Annotated in this window: 16 protein-coding genes, 1 pseudogene and 1 riboswitch; of the genes and pseudogenes, 12 read left to right on the top strand and 5 right to left on the bottom strand. The window is 28.7% G+C overall.

Features of this window, described 5'->3' with window-relative positions:
• Positions 1–33: 33 nt before the first annotated feature.
• Positions 34–1,152, bottom strand: a complete 1,119-nt coding sequence (locus tag ABNK64_RS05615; RefSeq protein WP_349763764.1) for an alanyl-tRNA editing protein — start codon at positions 1,150–1,152, stop codon at positions 34–36.
• 141 nt (positions 1,153–1,293) lie between these two features.
• Here ABNK64_RS05615 and ABNK64_RS05620 point away from each other — a divergent pair, with 141 nt between their 5' ends.
• A complete protein-coding gene (locus ABNK64_RS05620) occupies positions 1,294–4,098 on the top strand; it encodes a type I restriction endonuclease subunit R (protein WP_349763765.1) in 2,805 nt (934 codons plus the stop codon).
• A 57-nt stretch (positions 4,099–4,155) separates the two neighbouring features.
• Positions 4,156–4,252, top strand: a riboswitch (purine riboswitch).
• Between the two features lie 47 nt (positions 4,253–4,299).
• Positions 4,300–5,799, top strand: coding sequence for an MATE family efflux transporter (locus tag ABNK64_RS05625; protein WP_349763766.1), 1,500 nt, complete (start codon positions 4,300–4,302; stop codon positions 5,797–5,799).
• Between the two features lie 45 nt (positions 5,800–5,844).
• On the opposite strand, the gene ABNK64_RS05630 is transcribed toward ABNK64_RS05625, so the two are convergent.
• The 3 genes from ABNK64_RS05630 to ABNK64_RS05640 all read right to left on the bottom strand — a co-directional run bounded on the left by ABNK64_RS05630 (position 5,845) and on the right by ABNK64_RS05640 (position 8,107).
• The gene (locus ABNK64_RS05630; RefSeq protein WP_291255156.1) at positions 5,845–6,201 is read right to left on the bottom strand and encodes an RloB domain-containing protein; all 357 of its coding nucleotides are present in this window, start codon (positions 6,199–6,201) and stop codon (positions 5,845–5,847) included.
• 39 nt (positions 6,202–6,240) lie between these two features.
• Positions 6,241–7,566, bottom strand: a complete 1,326-nt coding sequence (locus ABNK64_RS05635; RefSeq protein ID WP_349763767.1) for an AAA family ATPase — start codon at positions 7,564–7,566, stop codon at positions 6,241–6,243.
• Positions 7,567–7,741: 175 nt separating this feature from the next.
• Entirely contained in the window at positions 7,742–8,107 is a 366-nt protein-coding gene (locus ABNK64_RS05640) for a hypothetical protein (protein ID WP_291255154.1), read from the bottom strand.
• 129 nt (positions 8,108–8,236) lie between these two features.
• On the opposite strand from ABNK64_RS05640, the gene ABNK64_RS05645 reads away from it, so the two are divergent.
• From ABNK64_RS05645 to ABNK64_RS05690, 10 genes are all read left to right on the top strand, one after another.
• Positions 8,237–9,778: a type I restriction-modification system subunit M gene (locus ABNK64_RS05645; protein WP_349763768.1), complete on the top strand. Its 1,542-nt coding sequence runs from the start codon at positions 8,237–8,239 to the stop codon at positions 9,776–9,778.
• Between the two features lie 8 nt (positions 9,779–9,786).
• Complete coding sequence (locus ABNK64_RS05650; protein WP_349763769.1) at positions 9,787–10,785, top strand: PDDEXK nuclease domain-containing protein; 999 nt, start codon at positions 9,787–9,789, stop codon at positions 10,783–10,785.
• A complete protein-coding gene (locus tag ABNK64_RS05655; RefSeq protein WP_349763770.1) occupies positions 10,782–11,984 on the top strand; it encodes a restriction endonuclease subunit S in 1,203 nt (400 codons plus the stop codon). The genes ABNK64_RS05650 and ABNK64_RS05655 overlap by 4 nt, the downstream gene beginning before the upstream one ends.
• 112 nt (positions 11,985–12,096) lie before the next feature.
• Entirely contained in the window at positions 12,097–13,542 is a 1,446-nt protein-coding gene (locus ABNK64_RS05660; RefSeq protein ID WP_349763771.1) for a hypothetical protein, read from the top strand.
• A 102-nt stretch (positions 13,543–13,644) separates the two neighbouring features.
• On the top strand, positions 13,645–13,824 hold the full coding sequence (locus ABNK64_RS05665; protein WP_349763772.1) for a GNAT family acetyltransferase: 180 nt from the start codon (positions 13,645–13,647) through the stop codon (positions 13,822–13,824).
• Positions 13,824–14,393: an ATPase gene (locus ABNK64_RS05670; protein ID WP_349763773.1), complete on the top strand. Its 570-nt coding sequence runs from the start codon at positions 13,824–13,826 to the stop codon at positions 14,391–14,393. Before ABNK64_RS05665 ends, ABNK64_RS05670 begins: the two co-directional genes overlap by 1 nt.
• 82 nt (positions 14,394–14,475) lie before the next feature.
• Positions 14,476–14,982 carry a hypothetical protein gene (locus tag ABNK64_RS05675; RefSeq protein ID WP_349763774.1) on the top strand — a complete coding sequence of 169 codons (507 nt, stop codon included), beginning with the start codon at positions 14,476–14,478 and terminating at the stop codon, positions 14,980–14,982.
• Between the two features lie 178 nt (positions 14,983–15,160).
• A complete protein-coding gene (locus tag ABNK64_RS05680) occupies positions 15,161–16,030 on the top strand; it encodes an RluA family pseudouridine synthase (RefSeq protein WP_349763775.1) in 870 nt (289 codons plus the stop codon).
• Positions 16,031–16,056: 26 nt separating this feature from the next.
• Positions 16,057–16,635 carry a beta-class carbonic anhydrase gene (locus ABNK64_RS05685; protein ID WP_291255144.1) on the top strand — a complete coding sequence of 193 codons (579 nt, stop codon included), beginning with the start codon at positions 16,057–16,059 and terminating at the stop codon, positions 16,633–16,635.
• Positions 16,636–16,644: 9 nt separating this feature from the next.
• Positions 16,645–17,448 carry a DUF368 domain-containing protein gene (locus tag ABNK64_RS05690; RefSeq protein ID WP_349763776.1) on the top strand — a complete coding sequence of 268 codons (804 nt, stop codon included), beginning with the start codon at positions 16,645–16,647 and terminating at the stop codon, positions 17,446–17,448.
• A 29-nt stretch (positions 17,449–17,477) separates the two neighbouring features.
• Here the strand turns inward: ABNK64_RS05690 and ABNK64_RS05695 are convergent.
• Positions 17,478–18,004, bottom strand: a pseudogene (locus ABNK64_RS05695) (hypothetical protein); the annotation flags it as partial.

Below are 18,004 nucleotides of genomic sequence, written 5' to 3' on the forward strand. Positions count from 1 at the left end.
AATTACAACACTATATTGTTGTATGAGAAAGATTTAATTAGAACATAGATATTCAGTTAATATATCCTTTAATTCTTGTTCAGAAATCTTCCCTTTAAAATTACCCTTAACTTGATTTCCTCCCCCTTTAATATCAGGTTTTTTATCCATAAGATATTTAATGAACTCCTTGCAATTAAAGGATTTTGAGATGATAGAAAAACTATCTCCATTTCCAGTGATTAAAATATTATCATCTTTCATCTGCTTTATTAAAAATTGAGCTACTGTCTTATCTTCAAAATAAAATATAGGCTGATAATTTGAGATCTTTTCACACTCTTTTAAAAGTTTTTCAGCTAGGAGTTCACTATAGTGAGAAGCTAGATTTTTGAATTCACTCTCCACTTTTTTTCTCTCATCTAGGCTCTTTTCTATCATATCCATAATCTCATAGTCTTTACAGCTAAAAGATTGACATAACTCCTTTGTCATTCTGTGTTTATATAGATAATCTTCAAAGGCTCTATTCCCAGCTATAAAGTAGAATCTTGTATAATTTCCTTTGATCTTTTCATGATTAATAATTTTAAAAAGTTGAATATCTTTGGTATTTTTTACATGAAAACCAGCACAAGCACCTAGATCAATATCAGGAATCTCAACAAATCTGACATCACCAGTTACCTTTTCTTTGATAGCTCTACGAAGTCCCTCTATTTTTCTAGCTTCTTCATTTTTCATTGTAAAAATTTTTAATTGTATTCCCTTTCTGATAACCTCATTGACCTCTTTTTCTAAACTGTTTATAGTTTCCTCTGTTATCTCATTGGAATTTAAGTCCACAGTACTATAATCAGGAGTCATTCTAAATCCCACTGTATTGAGGTGATAGTTATGATAAGCCAAGGCAGAGAATAGATGTTGAGCTGTATGCTGACAAGCTATATCCTCTCTTCTCCCATAATCTATGCTGTATTCATACTCCTTACATTGAAGTTCTCTATCCACTAAGATATTCTCTTCATTTACTGATAGGACTTGAGAATTATCAATAGTTCCACGATCTCCTAATTGTCCACCTTTACCATCTGGATAAAATATATCTTTTGGTGTAGTTTTTATCAAATAACCATCTTTAGATTTTTGACAATCTGTAACTAATATTTTCATACCTAACCTCTTCAATTTAAAGTTTTTAATTTAATCCCATTTAAATTTATTATACAGTAAAAAACTGGAAAATAAAAGGTATTTTAAAATCTTATGAAAATATGATAAAATAGAGGAGAGCATAAAAATGGAGGGGAGATTATGGTTTCTGAAAAGGAGTTAGAGAAGCAACTGATAACTCAATTATCTTCACAGGGATATGAAGTTGTAGAGATAAAAGATGAAGAAGATTTAGTATATAATTTTAGAAAACAATTGGAAAAATTTAATGGAATAAGATTAAGTGATTCAGAATTTAAGAAGGTTCAGGTACATTTAGCTGGAGGAAGTATATTTGAAAAAGCTAAAAAATTGAGAGATAAATTTGAATTGCTGACTGATAAGGGAGAGATGAAATATATCTCCTTTATAGATAAAGAGAGTATGGAAAATAATATCTTTCAAGTTACCAATCAGATAACTATGAAGGGACAATATGAGAATAGATATGATGTAACTATCCTAGTAAATGGATTGCCACTTACACAGATAGAGTTAAAAAGGAAGGGTATTAGATTAAAGAAGGCATTTTTTCAAATTCAAAGATATCAAAGACACTCTTTTTCCTATAAGGCACTGTTTCAATATATTCAGATATTTGTAATCAGTAATGAGGAGAATACAAGATATTTTTCAAACAATGGAGAGTTGAGATATGAATTTACTTTCCCTTGGACAGATGAGCATAATCTCAAGAGAAATAGATTGGTAGATTTTACTAAGAGCTTTTTAACAAGAGAGCATCTGTGGAGTATGCTTACAAAATACATAGTTACCAATGAGACTCAAAAGGCACTTATGATATTGAGGCCATACCAATACTATGCTGTTGAAAAGATAATTGATAGAGTGAAAAACTACCCTTCATTCAATGGATACATTTGGCACACTACAGGAAGTGGAAAGACACTTACATCTTTTAAGGCTAGTCAGATTATAGCTACTCTTGATGAGATAGATAAGGTTGTATTCTGTGTGGATAGAAAGGATTTGGACTATCAGACTGCAAAGGAGTTCAATGCTTTTGAAGAGGGTTCTATAAGTAGAGTAGAGGATACAAATGAGTTTGTTCAAAAGATGGTAAGAGGAAATAAAAAGGTAGTTGTAACAACTATACAGAAGCTAAATAATGCTATCTCAAAACCATACTATTTGGAGCAGATGGAAAAGATAAAAAATAAGAGAGTGGTGTTTATCTTTGATGAGTGTCATAGAACACAGTTTGGAGATACACATAAGAGAATAGATGAATTTTTTACAAATAAACAATTTTTTGGATTTACAGGAACACCAATATTCTCTGCCAATGCTATAAAATATAGAACTACCAAGGATCTATTTGGAGATTGCCTACATAAATATACGATAAAAGAGGCTATTGATGATGAGAATGTTTTAGGATTTTCAGTGGAATACTACTCTACATTTAATTTGAAAAATAAAGAGGGTTATGATCTATCACCAGATGAGATGATAGAGAATGGAATTGACACATATGAGGTTTACTCAAAGAGAGAGAGACTTGAGAAGATAGTTGATTTTATAATAGCTAATCACAATTTGAAAACATCTAATAGAGAGTATCAGAGTATATTTGCAATAGGGGATATAAACACTCTTATAGAGTATTATCATATATTTAAGGAAAAAAATAGTAACTTGAGAATAGCTAGTGTATTTACCTATGAAGCTAATGTTGACTTGGCAAATGATGAGGGAACTTTTGAAGTGGAAGGGGTAGAGTGTAAACACCCAAGAGAGCATCTCGATGAGATGGTAGCAGATTACAATAAGCTGTATGGATCTAATTTTAACCTTAACTCTGATAATGGATTTAATAGCTATTTTATAGATATATCTAAAAAGGTAAAAGAGAGAAAGATAGATATACTTCTTGTAGTTAATATGTTTTTGACAGGATTTGATAGTAAGTATCTAAACACTCTATATGTGGATAAGAACTTAAAATATCACGGTTTGATACAGGCTTACTCTAGAACAAATAGAATACTCAATGCCAATAAATCTCACGGGAATATAGTTTGCTTTAGAAATTTGAAGAAAAGAACTGATGAAGCTATTAAACTTTTTTCTGATGAAAATGCTGTAGAAACTGTATTGATGAAGAGCTACGAGGAGTATGTAGCCATATTGAATGATTATGTAGAGAGATTGAAAGGATTGGCTCTTACACCTGAAGAGGTTGATAATCTTGAAACTGAAGATAATAAACTAGCCTTTATAGAGAGCTTTAAAAATATTTTAAGAGTGTTAAATAAATTGGAGTCCTTTAGTACATTCAGCTTTGAGGACTTGAATATAGATCAAGATGAGTTTGAGTCTTATAAGAGTAAATATATAGATATGTATGATACATTGGTAGGTGGAGGAAGAGACAAAGGTAAGACCTCAGTTATAGATGAGATTGATTTTGAGATAGAACTACTTGCTAAAGATAGTATAAATGCAACTTATATAGTATCTCTTCTAAAAAATTTGGACAATAAAGATCCTTCTTTTGTAAGAGATGTAGAGTATATATTAAAGACTGTGGATAGCATACCAAAATTGAAAAATAAAAGAGAGTTATTAGAGAGATTTATAGAGGAGAATAGGAGAATTTTCTCTGTTGATTTTGAAGGAAGTGTCGAAGATAAACTTATAAAGTTTATGAAGAAAAAAAGAGAGGAAGCTATTCAAGAGATGGTAGCAGAAGAGGAGCTTGTTTATGGAAAAGTGAATGAGATCGTTGAAAACTGTGAGTTTGCAGATAAAAAACCGGATTTTAATGATATAAAAGACTCTTTTTCTGGGAAAATAAGTGTTTTAAAGATAAATAAAAAGATACAGAGCATACAGGAGAGAATTGAGAAGATATTGGATAGATTCAATATTTTTAATATGTAGATGAAAAAGAGAGGGATAAACTTACAAAAAAGTGTTGACAAAAATTACAAAAATATGTTATTCTGTATGAGATGAACTTATATAGGTTTACAATTGGGTGAACGTATCTACAAACTACCGCAAATAGTTTACTATAAGGCATTAACTTGCAAATAGTAGGCTGTTTGCAGGTAGTTTTTTTATTTTAAGGAGGACGTTCAGATGGAAAAAAACAGGATTTTAGGAGAAAAACCAATTTCACAACTACTTTTAAAATTCTCACTCCCTTGTGTAATGGGATTATTGATCAGTGCATTTTACAATATTGTAGATCAAATTTTCATAGGAAATAGTGATCTAGGATATCTAGGAAATGCGGCAACAGGAATATCATTTCCTATTGTATGTATATGTAATGCTTTTGCTTGGTGTGTTGGAGATGGAGCTGCGTCATATTTAAGTATATGTTCAGGGCGTCAAGATAGTGAAAGTGCTCATAGATGTGTAGGAACAGGGCTTAGTAGTACTTTGATAATCAGTATAGTTTTATCAGTTATCAGTCTTGTATTTTGTGAACCTTTGATGGTTTTATTTGGAGCTTCAGATGCTACACTTTCTTTAGCAGCAAATTACTTTAGAATTATAGCAATGTTTTTCCCAGCATATTTAATGTTCAATGTGATGAACAGTATGATAAGAGCAGATGGAAGCCCTACTTATGCAATGGTTGCTATGTGTTCAGGAGCAGTTTTAAATATAATTTTAGATCCTATTTTTATATTTTGGTTAGATTGGGGAATTGAAGGAGCAGCAATAGCCACAGTAATTGGACAGATGGTATCTTTCATAATATGTTCTGTATATTTTTTCAAACCAAAAAGCTTTAAATTGTTAAAAGAGAGCTTTCATATAAAAAAAGATATGTTAAAACACTTAGTAATTCTTGGTGGATCAACATTTATTATTCAAATATCTATGGTAGTAATGACTCTATTGAGTAATATTACTTTAGCAAAATATGGAAGTAGTTCAATGTATGGAAGTGATATACCAATATCAGTTTTTAGTATTCAGACAAAAGTATACACAATAGTTAATAACATAGCTGTGGGTATAGCTTTAGGTGGACAACCAATTTTGGGGTATAACTATGGTGCTAAAAAATTAGATCGTGTAAAACAGACTTATCGTTATATTTTAATCTCTTCACTTAGTGTTGGGATCTTAGCAACTACAATATTTGAATTATGGCCAGAGAAGATAATTCTTATCTTTGGAAAACAGAATGATCTTTACATGGACTTTGCAATAAAAAGTTTCCGTATCTTCTTGGCATTATGTTTTGTAACTTGTTTTATTAAAATATCATCAATCTTTTTCCAATCTATTGAAAAACCAATACATTCAATGGTAGCTTCAATAATAAGAGATATGTTCTGCTTTGTGGTATTTACAATAGGATTGAGTATGGCTCTTGAAGGAAAAGAGATAGGAAAAGGAATATATGGTATCCTATTTGCTTCTCCAATATCAGATGTCATATCAGGTATAGTAATTATAACTATGACAATATCATTCTTTAAGAAATTGGGTGTAGAAGAAGAGGAAGAGAGAAGAGAAAATCCTGTACTTGCTTATTTTAGATCATTAAGTGATTCTGTGACAATGGGTGTAAGAAAAGTTATAGGCTATGTACTTGGAGAAGAGAAGAGCAAAAATTAAAAATAGAGAAGATATAAAAACACTCCTTTAAGGAGTGTTTTTGTATTAGATATTAAATTTTTCAACTAGCTGATATACATTAGTTCCTAAGTTATCTTTGAGTTTATTTATATCAGTCTCATATTTTTTAGCAACTTTTATAGCATTATCAATTCTATCTATGTAGTGTTCAAATAAGATTTTTTTATTGAAACTTTTTGCTTTTGATAGATTGTTTTTATTTAAATATTTTTGAAGTTCTTTTGCTATTTCTCCATTTTTAGATAAAAATTTATCTTGTTGTTCTAAAGTTATCTCTTGTATAAAGTGAAATAACAACCATAATTCAAAATTAGGATTACTTAAATAAAGATTAAAATTATTTTCTTTGCAACCATTGACAACTTTTATATTTAGTCTCACTGGTCCTAATAAAAGGATTTTTTCCTCGCTCTCTTCCCATTAATTATCACACTCTATATCCTCTTTAAAAAGAGTTTTAATTTGAGGAATTCCCCCATATCTTCCAAGTAAATAAGCTTTGTCTAATTTTAGATCAAATCTTGTTTTAAATTCTTCTAATGAATAGAGGTTTGTACCTTCTTCAATGGAATTTTCTGCAAACCATACCTCATCTCTTCTTATTATATCTAAATCTAGCAATCTTGATTCATGAGTAGTAATTATTAATTGAGAATTAGTTTTTTCCATATTTTTATAGAATCTTCTTAAAAATTCTTTTACCAAAACAGGGTGTAAGCTTCTTTCTAATTCATCTATCAATATTGTTTGATTGTTACATTTTACTTTTTCTAATAGAGGAAGTAGTTCTAATAAACGTTTAGTTCCATCAGACTCTTCATAAAATTTGAATTCTACCTCTTTTTCTAAGCCTTTATGCCTAAATATAATCTCTTTAGCTTTTAATTTATTATTTTCTAAATAAAGATTTAAAAAATTATCTCCAAGTCCAATAATAATTTTTTTATTATCTTCCTTATCTAAAACTAAATTAGCCATATCATTTGAAATTTTACTTTTTAGTTCTTTAGGGATAGGCAACTCCTCAAACTCACGTTCTCCAAAAGAAATTTCAGTAATTCCTATATCAAAGATATTTAAATATTCTACCCAACTATTAGTATTTTCAAAATATTCCATAACATAGTTAGTCGTATTTGGAAAAATAATTATTAAATTTTCTTCTAACCATTTTAGAACTTTTAAAAACTCATAATCATTTTTCTCCCATTTCTTTTTATTTAAAGTTTCTAATAGTAAGGTATTTGATTCTAAATCGCTTAAATAAACATTTAATTTAATATTATCTGTTTCTGTTAATTTTAAAGAATTTTCAATTTTATTTTTTTCTCTTGTGAATATATTTATATCTTCTTTTTTTCCTACTTCAACAAGCCATTCTTCTAATATTTCTTTTGTTTTTAAAAAAAATGAAAAGCCATAGGCGTAAATTTTATCTTCTATTAAAATTTCAAATTCAAATTGAGTGGGTCTATTTAAGCTATCTTCATCTAACTTGTAATTTTTTTCTAAGGTATTTACACTAGCCATTCCATTAAGGATACATTTTCTAGCAAAATTAATACTTTTAATAAAGTTAGTTTTTCCAGAAGCATTTGCTCCATAAATATATGAAGTTTTTAGTAATGATAAATTTGGAGTGCTATAAATATGAGAAGTATGTGAACGAGATTTCCCAGTTATCATACTAAACTCTTTTTTATTATTGAATGACAAAAAATTTTCTACTGTGAATTTAATTAACATAAAACCTCCTTTTACATATTTTATGTGAATTTTACACTTTTGTCAATTTTATTTTTACTATTTTGTGATATATAATTGTAATTATAGATATAAAAAGTGATTTTTTCACTTAAAATTAAAAATGTGTTTTATATAAATTCAACAATAAGTCTTAATATTATTTTTGTTTTCTTAATTAATCATCATCAACATCTAAATCTCTACTATCAACTAGAGTTTTTCTTAGATAGTACAATTCCTTTTTAGTCTGGAATATCTTGTATTTCTTATCGAATAATCTTCTTGCATCTCTTTCTCTTAAAGTAGCAAAATGTTCATCAGTGATATGGTTGATAAGTTTTTCTGTTTTTTCTAAATTGTTAAAAGTCTTTCTGATACTCTTTCTATTTGGTCTTTCAAAGCAGATTGAAACAAGAGTATAGTTTTCAGTTGTAAGCCTATCCAATTTTGCAATATCTCTGTCTAAACTGTTACAATGTTTCTCTTTAGCATAACCAAGAGTTGCAGTAGCTAACATCAATACAATTAAAAGTTTTTTCATAAATACTCCCCCCTTTCTCCTATTTTACTCTTTTTTAGCTCTAAAGACAATAAAATATATACAATTAATGAAAATACTGATAAAATAAAGATAGATAGTAAAGAAAATATGGAGATTATGGAGGATAAAATGACAGAACATCAAGCAGAATTAGAGAAAAGATTATGGGCAATAGCTAATGAACTTAGAGGAAATATGGGAGCAGATGAGTTTAGAAACTATATATTAGGCTTGATATTTTTTAAATTTCTATCTGAAAAGATTGAAAAAACGGGGAATGATATATTATCAGAGGATAATATGAGATTTGAAGATATTGAAGGAAATGATGAATATATTGAGGCAGTGAGAGAGTATTGTGTAAATAGTATTGGATATTTCATAGAGCCGAAATATCTATTTGGAGTTTTGGCTAGAAGAGCTAAAAATGGAGAATTTATTATTGAAGATTTGGGAATGGCATTAAAATATATAGAGGACTCTACTAATGGACAGGCTAGTAATGATGATTTTTCTGGACTATTTGGAGATGTGGATTTGACATCGTTGAAGTTGGGAAAATCAGTAGATGATAAGAATAAGATGATTTCAGAGGTAGTAAAACATCTAAATGATATTGAGTTTCAATTTGAAAATACAGAGATGGATATTTTAGGAAATGCCTATGAGTATTTGATTGGACAATTTGCTAGTAATGCTGGTAAAAAAGCTGGAGAGTTCTATACACCAGCTCAAGCCTCAAAACTATTAGCTATGTTGACTACAACGGGAAAAGATAGAGTGAGATCTGCCTATGATCCTACTTGTGGATCAGGTTCATTGTTGTTAAAAATAGCTAAATATACAGATGTAGCTAATTTTTATGGGCAGGAGTTAAATACTACTACTTACAACTTAGCTCGTATGAATATGATACTTCACGGAATTAGATTTAATGATTTTGAGATAAGACAGGGAAATACCTTAGAAGATCCACAACATTTGGATAAAAGGTTTGATATAGTGGTGGCAAATCCTCCATTCTCACAAAAATGGAGTGCAGATGATAGTTTTCTTTCTGATGAGAGATTTGCAAGTTATGGGAAATTAGCTCCAAGTAGTAAGGCTGACTTTGCATTTATCCAACATATGATATATCAATTGGCTGATGAAGGAACTATGGCTGTAATTGTACCACATGGAGTACTATTTAGAGGTGCTAGTGAGGGAGTGATTAGAAAATATCTATTGAAGGATAAAAATTATATAGATGCAATAATAGGGCTACCAGCAAATATATTCTATGGTACATCAATACCTACTTGTATAATAGTAGTGAAGAAAAATAGAAAAGCTGATGATGATATATTGTTTATTGATGCTTCTAATGAGTTTGAAAAGGCTAAAAATCAAAACTATCTAAGAGATGAGGACGTAGAGAAGATTGTAAAAACTTACAGAGATAGAGAAGAGATTGAGAAATACTCTAAAAAGGTAAGTATGAAAGAGATAGAGGAGAACGATTACAATTTGAATATTCCTAGATATGTAGATACATTTGAAGAGGAAGAGGAGATAGATCTTGATGAGATAGTAGAAAAGATCAAGGGTATTGATAAAGAGATGGCAGAAGTGGATAGTGTTATTAAATCTTTCTGTAATGAGCTTGGAATAAAAGCTCCTATAATGTAGGTGAGAATATGGAGATTGAGAAAAAAGATGTTTTTATAGATATTAAAAATATCATTGAATTATCTAGGAAAAAAATAGTCAGCTCAATTAATTCCACAATGACAACAACATACTTTTTGATTGGTAAGAGGATAGTTGAAGAGGAGCAAGGGGGAGAAAAGAGAGCTGAATATGGAAAAAGTTTAATAAAAAATCTCTCGATAAAATTGACTGAGAGCTATGGAAAGGGATTTTCTGAAACTAATCTAAAACAGATGAAAAATTTTTATCTAGCTTATAAAAAAAGGCAGACACTGTCTGACGAATTTAAACTTTCTTACTCTCACTATCTAACTCTTATGAGAATAGTTGATATTGAGGAGAGAAATTTTTATGAGATTGAAGCAATAAATAATGGTTGGAGTTTGAGAGAACTCAAAAGACAGATGGATTCTGCTCTATATGAAAGATTGGTTCTAAGTAGAGATAAGGAGAAAGTACTTGAATTATCTGAAAAAGGACAAGTGATAGAAAAACCTCAAGATATAATAAAAGATCCATATGTTTTGGAATTTTTAAATTTAGACGAAAAAGCTATATATTCAGAAAATGATTTAGAAACGGGTATAATTAATCATATAGAAAAGTTTATAATGGAACTTGGAAAAGGTTTTCTATTTCAAGGAAGACAAGTGAGATTTACTTTTGATGAAGAACACTTTTTTGTTGATTTGGTTTTCTATAATAGATTGTTAAAATGTTTTGTATTGATAGATTTGAAAATAGGAAAATTAAAACATCAAGATATTGGACAGATGCAAATGTATGTAAATTATTATGATAGACATGTAAAACTTGCTGATGAGAATAAGACAATAGGAATAATAATTTGTAAGGATAAAAATGATACCCTTGTAAATATGACACTTCCAGAGGGAAATGAACAGATATTTGCTAGTAGATATATGACAATCTTACCTAGTAAAGAGGAGTTAAGGAAGATAGTAGAAAGTGAGGTAAGAGAATGAGAAAAGTACCAAAGTTAAGATTTAAAGAGTTTAGTGATGAGTGGGAAGAGAAATCATATAAAGATATTTTTAAAATTAATCAAGGCTTACAAATAGCAATAAACGAAAGATTTTTAGAGCCAGCAAATAATAGAATGTTTTATATAACTAATGAATTTTTAAAAAAAGATTCTAAAATAAAATATTATATAGAAAACCCACCATTAAATGTTATTTGTAGTAAAGATGATATATTAATGACAAGAACTGGAAATACTGGACAAGTTGTAACTAATGTAGAAGGAGCATTTCATAATAACTTTTTTAAAATAAATTATTCTAAAGAAAAATTTAATAAATATTTTATTTGTTTACTATTAAAATCTAATAAAATACAGAAAACAATATTAAAATTAGCAGGAACATCTACAATACCAGATTTAAATCATAGTGATTTTTATAGAATAAAAAGTATTATTCCTTCTATAAAAGAGCAAGAGAAAATAGCTAATTTCCTTTCTACTGTAGATAAAAAAATATCTCTAACAGAGGAAAAATTAGAGCTATTTAAGGAATATAGAAAGGGGGTTATGCAAAAGATTTTTTTTCAAGAGTTAAGATTTAAGGATAATGAGGGTAATGATTATCCAGAGTGGAAAGAAGGGAAAATAAAAGATTTTGGATATTTTTATTATGGTAAAAGTGCTCCAAAACACTCAGTTGTAGAATTAGGGGGAACACCTTGTATTAGATATGGAGAACTTTATAGTACGTATAATGAATATATAAAAGAAATAAAATCTTATACTAATATTCCGATAAATGAATTAAAACTAAGTAAAGGTGGAGAAGTTCTTGTACCACGGGTAGGAGAAGATCCTTTAGATTTTGCTAATTGTAGTTATTTGCCTTTAGAAAATATAGCGATTGGAGAAATGATTTCTGTTTATAATACTGAAGAAAATGGATTGTTTATCACATATTATTTTAATGCTACTATGAAAAAAGAGTTTGCTAAATATGTTGAAGGAGCTAGTGTTTCAAATTTATATTTTACTTACTTAGAAAATATAAAAATAATTATTCCTTCTTCTTTAGAAGAACAACAAAAAATAGCTGACTTCTTATCTTCAATAGATAGTAAAATAGAGAAAATTGAAAAAGAGCTTGAGAATTTAAAGGAGTTTAAAAAAGGTTTACTTCAACAGATGTTTGTATAAAATGAAAATATGATCCTCAAAATTTTAAAAAGAGGGTCATTTTTAATTTGAGATTTAGAATGTGGTATAATATAGATATAGAGAAAATAATGTATAATAGGGGGTAATACCAATGGAAAAAGAACTTGAAAAAAGAAATTTTTTTAAAAAATATAATACATTAGAAACTTTAAAGTATGTATCATTTTCAAATAATATAAATTATATTAACAAATTAAAAAATAATAATAGAATAGAAACTTATTTAAAAAATATACATTTTTTAAATGTAAGATTAGCTTTTTATGTAATTAAATATAGTAGTGATTTTCGAGGAATTAGAGAATTAAATGGAAGCGAAATAAGTAAAATATTTAAAAAAATTATGAGTGACTTTTCATACGTTCCAAGCTCTAATCTTTCTCAAGAAGAATTGAAATTAGAAATAGCAACAGGACATTCTCAGGAGCAATTTTTTGGTCAAGAAATTCAACAATTTTTACCACCAGCTATTGCAAGAAATAAAAAAATACTAAGTTTTTATAATCTTCCAATTACGATTAATGAAATTTTATCAAAAGAATTAAATATTGACATAACTTCTAGTAGATTTGAAACAGGATTAGAAGTTTTATTGTATTTATTCATTCATAAAAATATTCATTTTGAGTCTGAATTAGATAAGAGCATTTTAGAAATATTAGAAAAGAATAAATTGATGATAAATTTAGAACAGATAAAATCTATTTTGGGTTATTATACTTGTGATTATGAATGGGTAAAAACTAAAAATGAAAAGGATAGACCTTTTTTTATAAAACCAATTATTAAAATCCCAAATTATAACAGTCATATAATGGTAGATATATTTTCATTTAGTTCTAAATTTGCTGATGGAATATACTGGATAATTAGAAATTATTATAATAAAATAACAAATGCTGAAGTTGAAAAACAAAAGTTTGTAAGTGAATTTGGAAATATGTTTGAAAAATACATAGAAGAATTATTATCATTTTTATTAGATAAAAAAACTTTTAAAAAATTAAATCCTTATGAAAATAAGAAAACGAAAAGTTTAGCTGATTGGATAATAGAAACTAAGAATTATAATTTAATAGTTGAACAAAAATCAACACTTTTACTATCTTCTTGTAAAACTATGGAAATGAATATAGAAGGACTGAAAAGGAGTTTTCTTCCAAAATTGAAAAAAGCTTTTAAACAGTTACAAAATACTGAAAAAATTAAAATAGCTAATTGTAAAAAAACTATAAAGTTAATATTGCTGTATGAATATTTTCCTACTTTAGAATGTTTAAAGGAATATTTTGAAAGTATTTTAAAAGATGAAATTAGTGATTTACAAAATTATATTTTTATATCAGTAGATGATTTTGAGATCTTGATGACACTATTAAAAAATGATGAAAATATATTTGATAAAGTTATTGAAGAAAAATTAAAACGAGAAAAAGAATTATTTAAAGGGGCTAAATTTTCAGATGTTTTTTATAAGTATAACTTTCATAAAAATGAATATATAGAATATTTAATAAAAAAAGAAAAAGAAATATAAATTAAATACTAGATAATATTGACAAAGCAATTCAATAGTTATATACTCTGTTCAAGTAGTATCCTGAATTGAAAAAGATAAAATTACAAGGAGGATTAATTTATGAAAGAAGATAAAAATACAGATAATCTATTTGAATATATTCTTAATTTATCGACTTATGATTTTAATAAATTGATAGAGGGAGCAAAGACAGAGGAAGAAAAAATATTCTACTTGAAATTAGAGGAATTAAAGACTCAAATACTTCAAGATAGATTGATAAAAGAAGGTGTATTCTAATGGCAGATTTTGTTATATTTGCTGGAGTTAATGGAGCAGGTAAATCTACTCTATACAATACAATTATACCTACTTTAGATTTGGGAGTTAGAATTAATACTGATGAGATTGTAAGAGAGATAGGAGATTGGAGAAGTGGAAAGGATCAGATAAGGGCAGGAAGAATAGCTTTAGATATTAGACGTGATTGTATAGAGAAGAATCTATCATTCAATCAAGAAACAATTCTTACAGGAAAAAATATCATAAAAGCAATAAAGGAGATAAAAGAGAAAGGATATACACTACATCTCTATTATATTGGTTTGGAAAGTGCTGAAATTTCAAAAGAGAGAATAAAAAATAGAGTGTTAAATGGTGGACATAATATCCCTTCTGATGTAATAGATAAGAGATATAAAGAGACTTTTGAAAATTTAAAAGAGATACTACCTTTAGTTGATTATGCTAAAATTTATGATAATTCTAATAAGTATAAATTATGTTATGCTAAGCTCTCATCTTCATATATAAAAGTATCTAATGATACACCATTATGGCTTAAAAATGTATTAAAAGATATTATATAAATTTAGTAGATAAAAATTTTGCATAAAATGGAGAAAAATGGTATAATACTGAGGTTGTATAATAAATAAAGGAGATGTTTTTATGAAAAAATTACTATTAGGAGTATTACTATTTACACTAACAATTTCTACTTTTGCTTTTGATGGGTATTTGAGAGTGGGAACAGTAAGTCCAGCAAAATCATACAATAGTGAGGAGAAATCTTTTGAACACTATGCACCTACAATTGGTGGAGAGATAACACAAAGCTTTATATTTGCTGATTTAGGAGCTGGAATTGCATATAATGGAAAGACAAGTGGAACAGATATTAGCACAGTTCCTGTATATCTAGTAGCTAGATGGACACCATTACCAATATTAGTAAAACCATACCTAACTGTAAAATATGGTACAGTTTTAGAGACATATGACAATGTAAGGCATTCAAAACCAGAGGGAAAACAGTATTATGGAGTGGGACTAGGAGTTAATTTTGCTTCATTACAAGCAGAGATCCTATACTCAAAGACAGAGATTGACCACGACAAAAGAGGAAATGATGATTTAGAGCAAGTATCATTAGTAGTAGGATACCAACTATTCTAAAGATTGCTAGATTTTACACCTGAAGTCTTTAATTTAAGATGGAGGGTGTATTTTTTATGGTGAGAAAAATAAGCAAAAAAATATGTAAAATTAGATATTTGTATGCTATAATCTAAAGGAAATAATTAAAAATTGGATTTTTAATTGAAGACAAATTAAAAAGAAGGGAGAAAAGGGAATGTCAAAACACAATACAAGTTTTAAAGTTGATAAAGATAATGAATTGATGAAATTTTTGATGGAAAAGATGCCAGAGAATAGTCGTAATAGTATAAAATCTCTACTTACTCAAAGGAGAGTAATGGTAGATGAGAAAGTTGTATCACAATACAATGCACCGCTAAAAGCTGGGCAAATTGTAAGTATTGGAAAAACTAGAATAACTAAGCACAACTTAGATGGAGTTTCTATCGTATTTGAAGATAAGGATATATTAGTAGTAGAAAAAGAGAGAGGTATATTGTCAGTAGCTACAAAAAATGAGAGAGAAAAGACAGCCTACAATATCCTAAAGAACTACTTAAAAGAGAAAGATCCAAAAGATAAGATATTTGTAGTACACCGTTTAGATAGAGATACATCAGGAGTGATGATATTTGCCAAATCTGAAAAGGCTCAAGATATATTACAAACTACTTGGAATGACTCTGTAAAGGAGAGAACATATGTGGCTCTTGTAGAGGGAAATGTAAAGAAAGATAGAGATACAATCATCTCTTATCTAGCTGAAAATAAGGCAATGGTAATTTATTCAACAACTAATGAGGAAGAGGGTAAAAAAGCCATATCTCATTACAAAGTATTAAAGAGAAATAAAAACTTCTCACTATTAGAGGTTAACATTGAAACAGGTAGAAAAAATCAGATCCGTGTACATATGCAAGATTTAGGACATAGTGTAGTTGGGGATAAAAAATACGGATCTACAAAAAATCCTATTAGAAGATTGGGATTACATGCACATACAATAGTATTTGTACACCCTATCACAAAAGAGGTTTTATCATTTACAAGTAAGATTCCTGACGCATTTTTATCAGTATTTTAATTATTTTGTAAGGGGGATTTAGCATCATGGGAAGAAACAATTTAGAAGAGATTTTACAATTTAATAGAGAGTTTGTTGAAAATAAAGAGTATGAAAAATACAATACAACTAAATATCCAGATAAAAAGATAGCAATACTATCTTGTATGGATACAAGACTTACAGAGCTACTACCAAAGGCTCTAAACTTAAGAAATGGAGATGCCAAGCTTATAAAAAATGCTGGTGGAACAATTATACACCCTTTTGGAAGTGCTATGAGAAGTCTACTAATATGTGTTTATGAGTTTGATATAAAGGAGATATTTATAGTAGGTCACTATGATTGTGGTGTAAGTAGTATGGATACAGACAAAATAATCAAAAAGATGATTGAGAAAGGTGTAGAATTAAAGACATTAGATACACTTTTACGTGCTGGAATAAAGGTAAAGAAATGGTTACATGGATTTGATTGTGTAGAGGAATCAGTTAGAGAGAGTGTGGCAAAGGTAAAGGAACACCCTCTTATGCCTAGTAACGTAGCAATTCATGGGCTGATTATGGATCCAGAGACTGGAAGATTAGATGTAGTAATAGATGGATTTAAAGAGTTAAAAGATTAAGGAGAGATGATGATACAACTTTTTCTAAAAGGAATTATAATAGGAATAGCTAATATTATGCCAGGAGTTTCAGGTGGAACTTTGGCTGTTATTTTGGGAGTATATGATAGATTGACAGAGGCAATAGGGAATTTTCCTACTGCTCCTACCAAGAAGAAGATAGAGTATGCTAAGTTCTTACTTCAAATAGGAGTAGGTGCTGTTGTTGGTGTGGTGTTATTTGCTAGGATAATAGAGTTTTGTTTTACAAATTATCCAAGATTGACAGCTGGGGGATTCAGTCTACTTATTATTCCCTCTATTCCATATATAATAAAGGGGGAAGACAAGAGAGCTAAAAAGAATATAGTTGCTTTTATTCTTGGGGCTATCTTGACTTTATGTTTTGTCTATGCTGATTATAAGTTTGGAAAAGATGGTGGGAGTAGAGAGCTAGTAACTGTTGTTACAACAGCCTATGCAATAAAGCTATTTGTCTGTGGTGGAGTGGCAGCAGGAGCTATGATTATTCCTGGAATATCAGGTTCACTGTTACTTCTTATGTTGGGTGAGTACTATAATATATTGGGATTTATCAATAAGTTTTTCTCAAACCTAATAAATATTACAAGTTACTCTTCAATAGGTGAGATAGTGACAAATTTATATATCATTCCGTTGACTGCTTTTGGAGTGGGAGTAGTATTGGGACTTGTACTTATAGCAAAGCTTATAAATATGCTATTGGCAAGATATAGAAGTGTAACTCTATTCTTTATCACAGGAATAGTAATGGTATCAGTATTACAAATTTGGGTAAATCTATATAAATAAAAAAATAGATGTTGCAGGTGTTGCAACATCTATTTTCTTTCTATATTAATATGTCCATTCTCCATAGGAATATAATGCTTGTGATGAACAAAAGGGGTATTGGATTTTATAAATAATTTTTCCTCAATCAACCAACATTTTCTGCTCTTGGCAATAGTATATTTCATAGAGGTAAAATTGCCAGCAGTGGAGAAATTTACATTCAAAGTTGAATGTTTAGCTTTTTGATATGCTGTTTTCTCTAAAAATTCAAGTAGTGAATTTTTGTCATTGAGATCTATTTTCTCCTCAGTTACTGTTTCTATTGGAAGAAATGAAAGAGTATAAGCAAGACACTCTCCTTTGTATTTGTACCATCTATCTATAAAAATAACAACAGGAGATTTTCTCTTTAAAATTTTTGTAGTGTAGTCACTAGGTGGCTCAATCCTAAACTCTATCTCAACCTCGTCAATCTCACTATCAAGAGATGTATAGACGTAACTACTCAGCTGTGAGTTTTTACAAAAAATAAAAAATAGCCAAATAGAGGGAGTTTTCAACATTTTTGTTGAAG

This window comes from Fusobacterium sp. SYSU M8D902, assembly GCF_040199715.1.
GTDB lineage: Bacteria > Fusobacteriota > Fusobacteriia > Fusobacteriales > Fusobacteriaceae > Fusobacterium_A.

What these genes read in the sequence shown, in the direction of transcription:
- ABNK64_RS05615 (WP_349763764.1), bottom strand. Translation starts at nt 1,152, where the DNA reads ATGAAAATATTAGTTACAGATTGTCAAAAATCTAAAGATGGTTATTTG.
- ABNK64_RS05620 (WP_349763765.1), top strand. Translation starts at nt 1,294, where the DNA reads ATGGTTTCTGAAAAGGAGTTAGAGAAGCAACTGATAACTCAATTATCT.
- ABNK64_RS05625 (WP_349763766.1), top strand. Translation starts at nt 4,300, where the DNA reads ATGGAAAAAAACAGGATTTTAGGAGAAAAACCAATTTCACAACTACTT.
- ABNK64_RS05635 (WP_349763767.1), bottom strand. Translation starts at nt 7,566, where the DNA reads ATGTTAATTAAATTCACAGTAGAAAATTTTTTGTCATTCAATAATAAA.
- ABNK64_RS05640 (WP_291255154.1), bottom strand. Translation starts at nt 8,107, where the DNA reads ATGAAAAAACTTTTAATTGTATTGATGTTAGCTACTGCAACTCTTGGT.
- ABNK64_RS05645 (WP_349763768.1), top strand. Translation starts at nt 8,237, where the DNA reads ATGACAGAACATCAAGCAGAATTAGAGAAAAGATTATGGGCAATAGCT.
- ABNK64_RS05650 (WP_349763769.1), top strand. Translation starts at nt 9,787, where the DNA reads ATGGAGATTGAGAAAAAAGATGTTTTTATAGATATTAAAAATATCATT.
- ABNK64_RS05655 (WP_349763770.1), top strand. Translation starts at nt 10,782, where the DNA reads ATGAGAAAAGTACCAAAGTTAAGATTTAAAGAGTTTAGTGATGAGTGG.
- ABNK64_RS05660 (WP_349763771.1), top strand. Translation starts at nt 12,097, where the DNA reads ATGGAAAAAGAACTTGAAAAAAGAAATTTTTTTAAAAAATATAATACA.
- ABNK64_RS05665 (WP_349763772.1), top strand. Translation starts at nt 13,645, where the DNA reads ATGAAAGAAGATAAAAATACAGATAATCTATTTGAATATATTCTTAAT.
- ABNK64_RS05670 (WP_349763773.1), top strand. Translation starts at nt 13,824, where the DNA reads ATGGCAGATTTTGTTATATTTGCTGGAGTTAATGGAGCAGGTAAATCT.
- ABNK64_RS05675 (WP_349763774.1), top strand. Translation starts at nt 14,476, where the DNA reads ATGAAAAAATTACTATTAGGAGTATTACTATTTACACTAACAATTTCT.
- ABNK64_RS05680 (WP_349763775.1), top strand. Translation starts at nt 15,161, where the DNA reads ATGTCAAAACACAATACAAGTTTTAAAGTTGATAAAGATAATGAATTG.
- ABNK64_RS05685 (WP_291255144.1), top strand. Translation starts at nt 16,057, where the DNA reads ATGGGAAGAAACAATTTAGAAGAGATTTTACAATTTAATAGAGAGTTT.
- ABNK64_RS05690 (WP_349763776.1), top strand. Translation starts at nt 16,645, where the DNA reads ATGATACAACTTTTTCTAAAAGGAATTATAATAGGAATAGCTAATATT.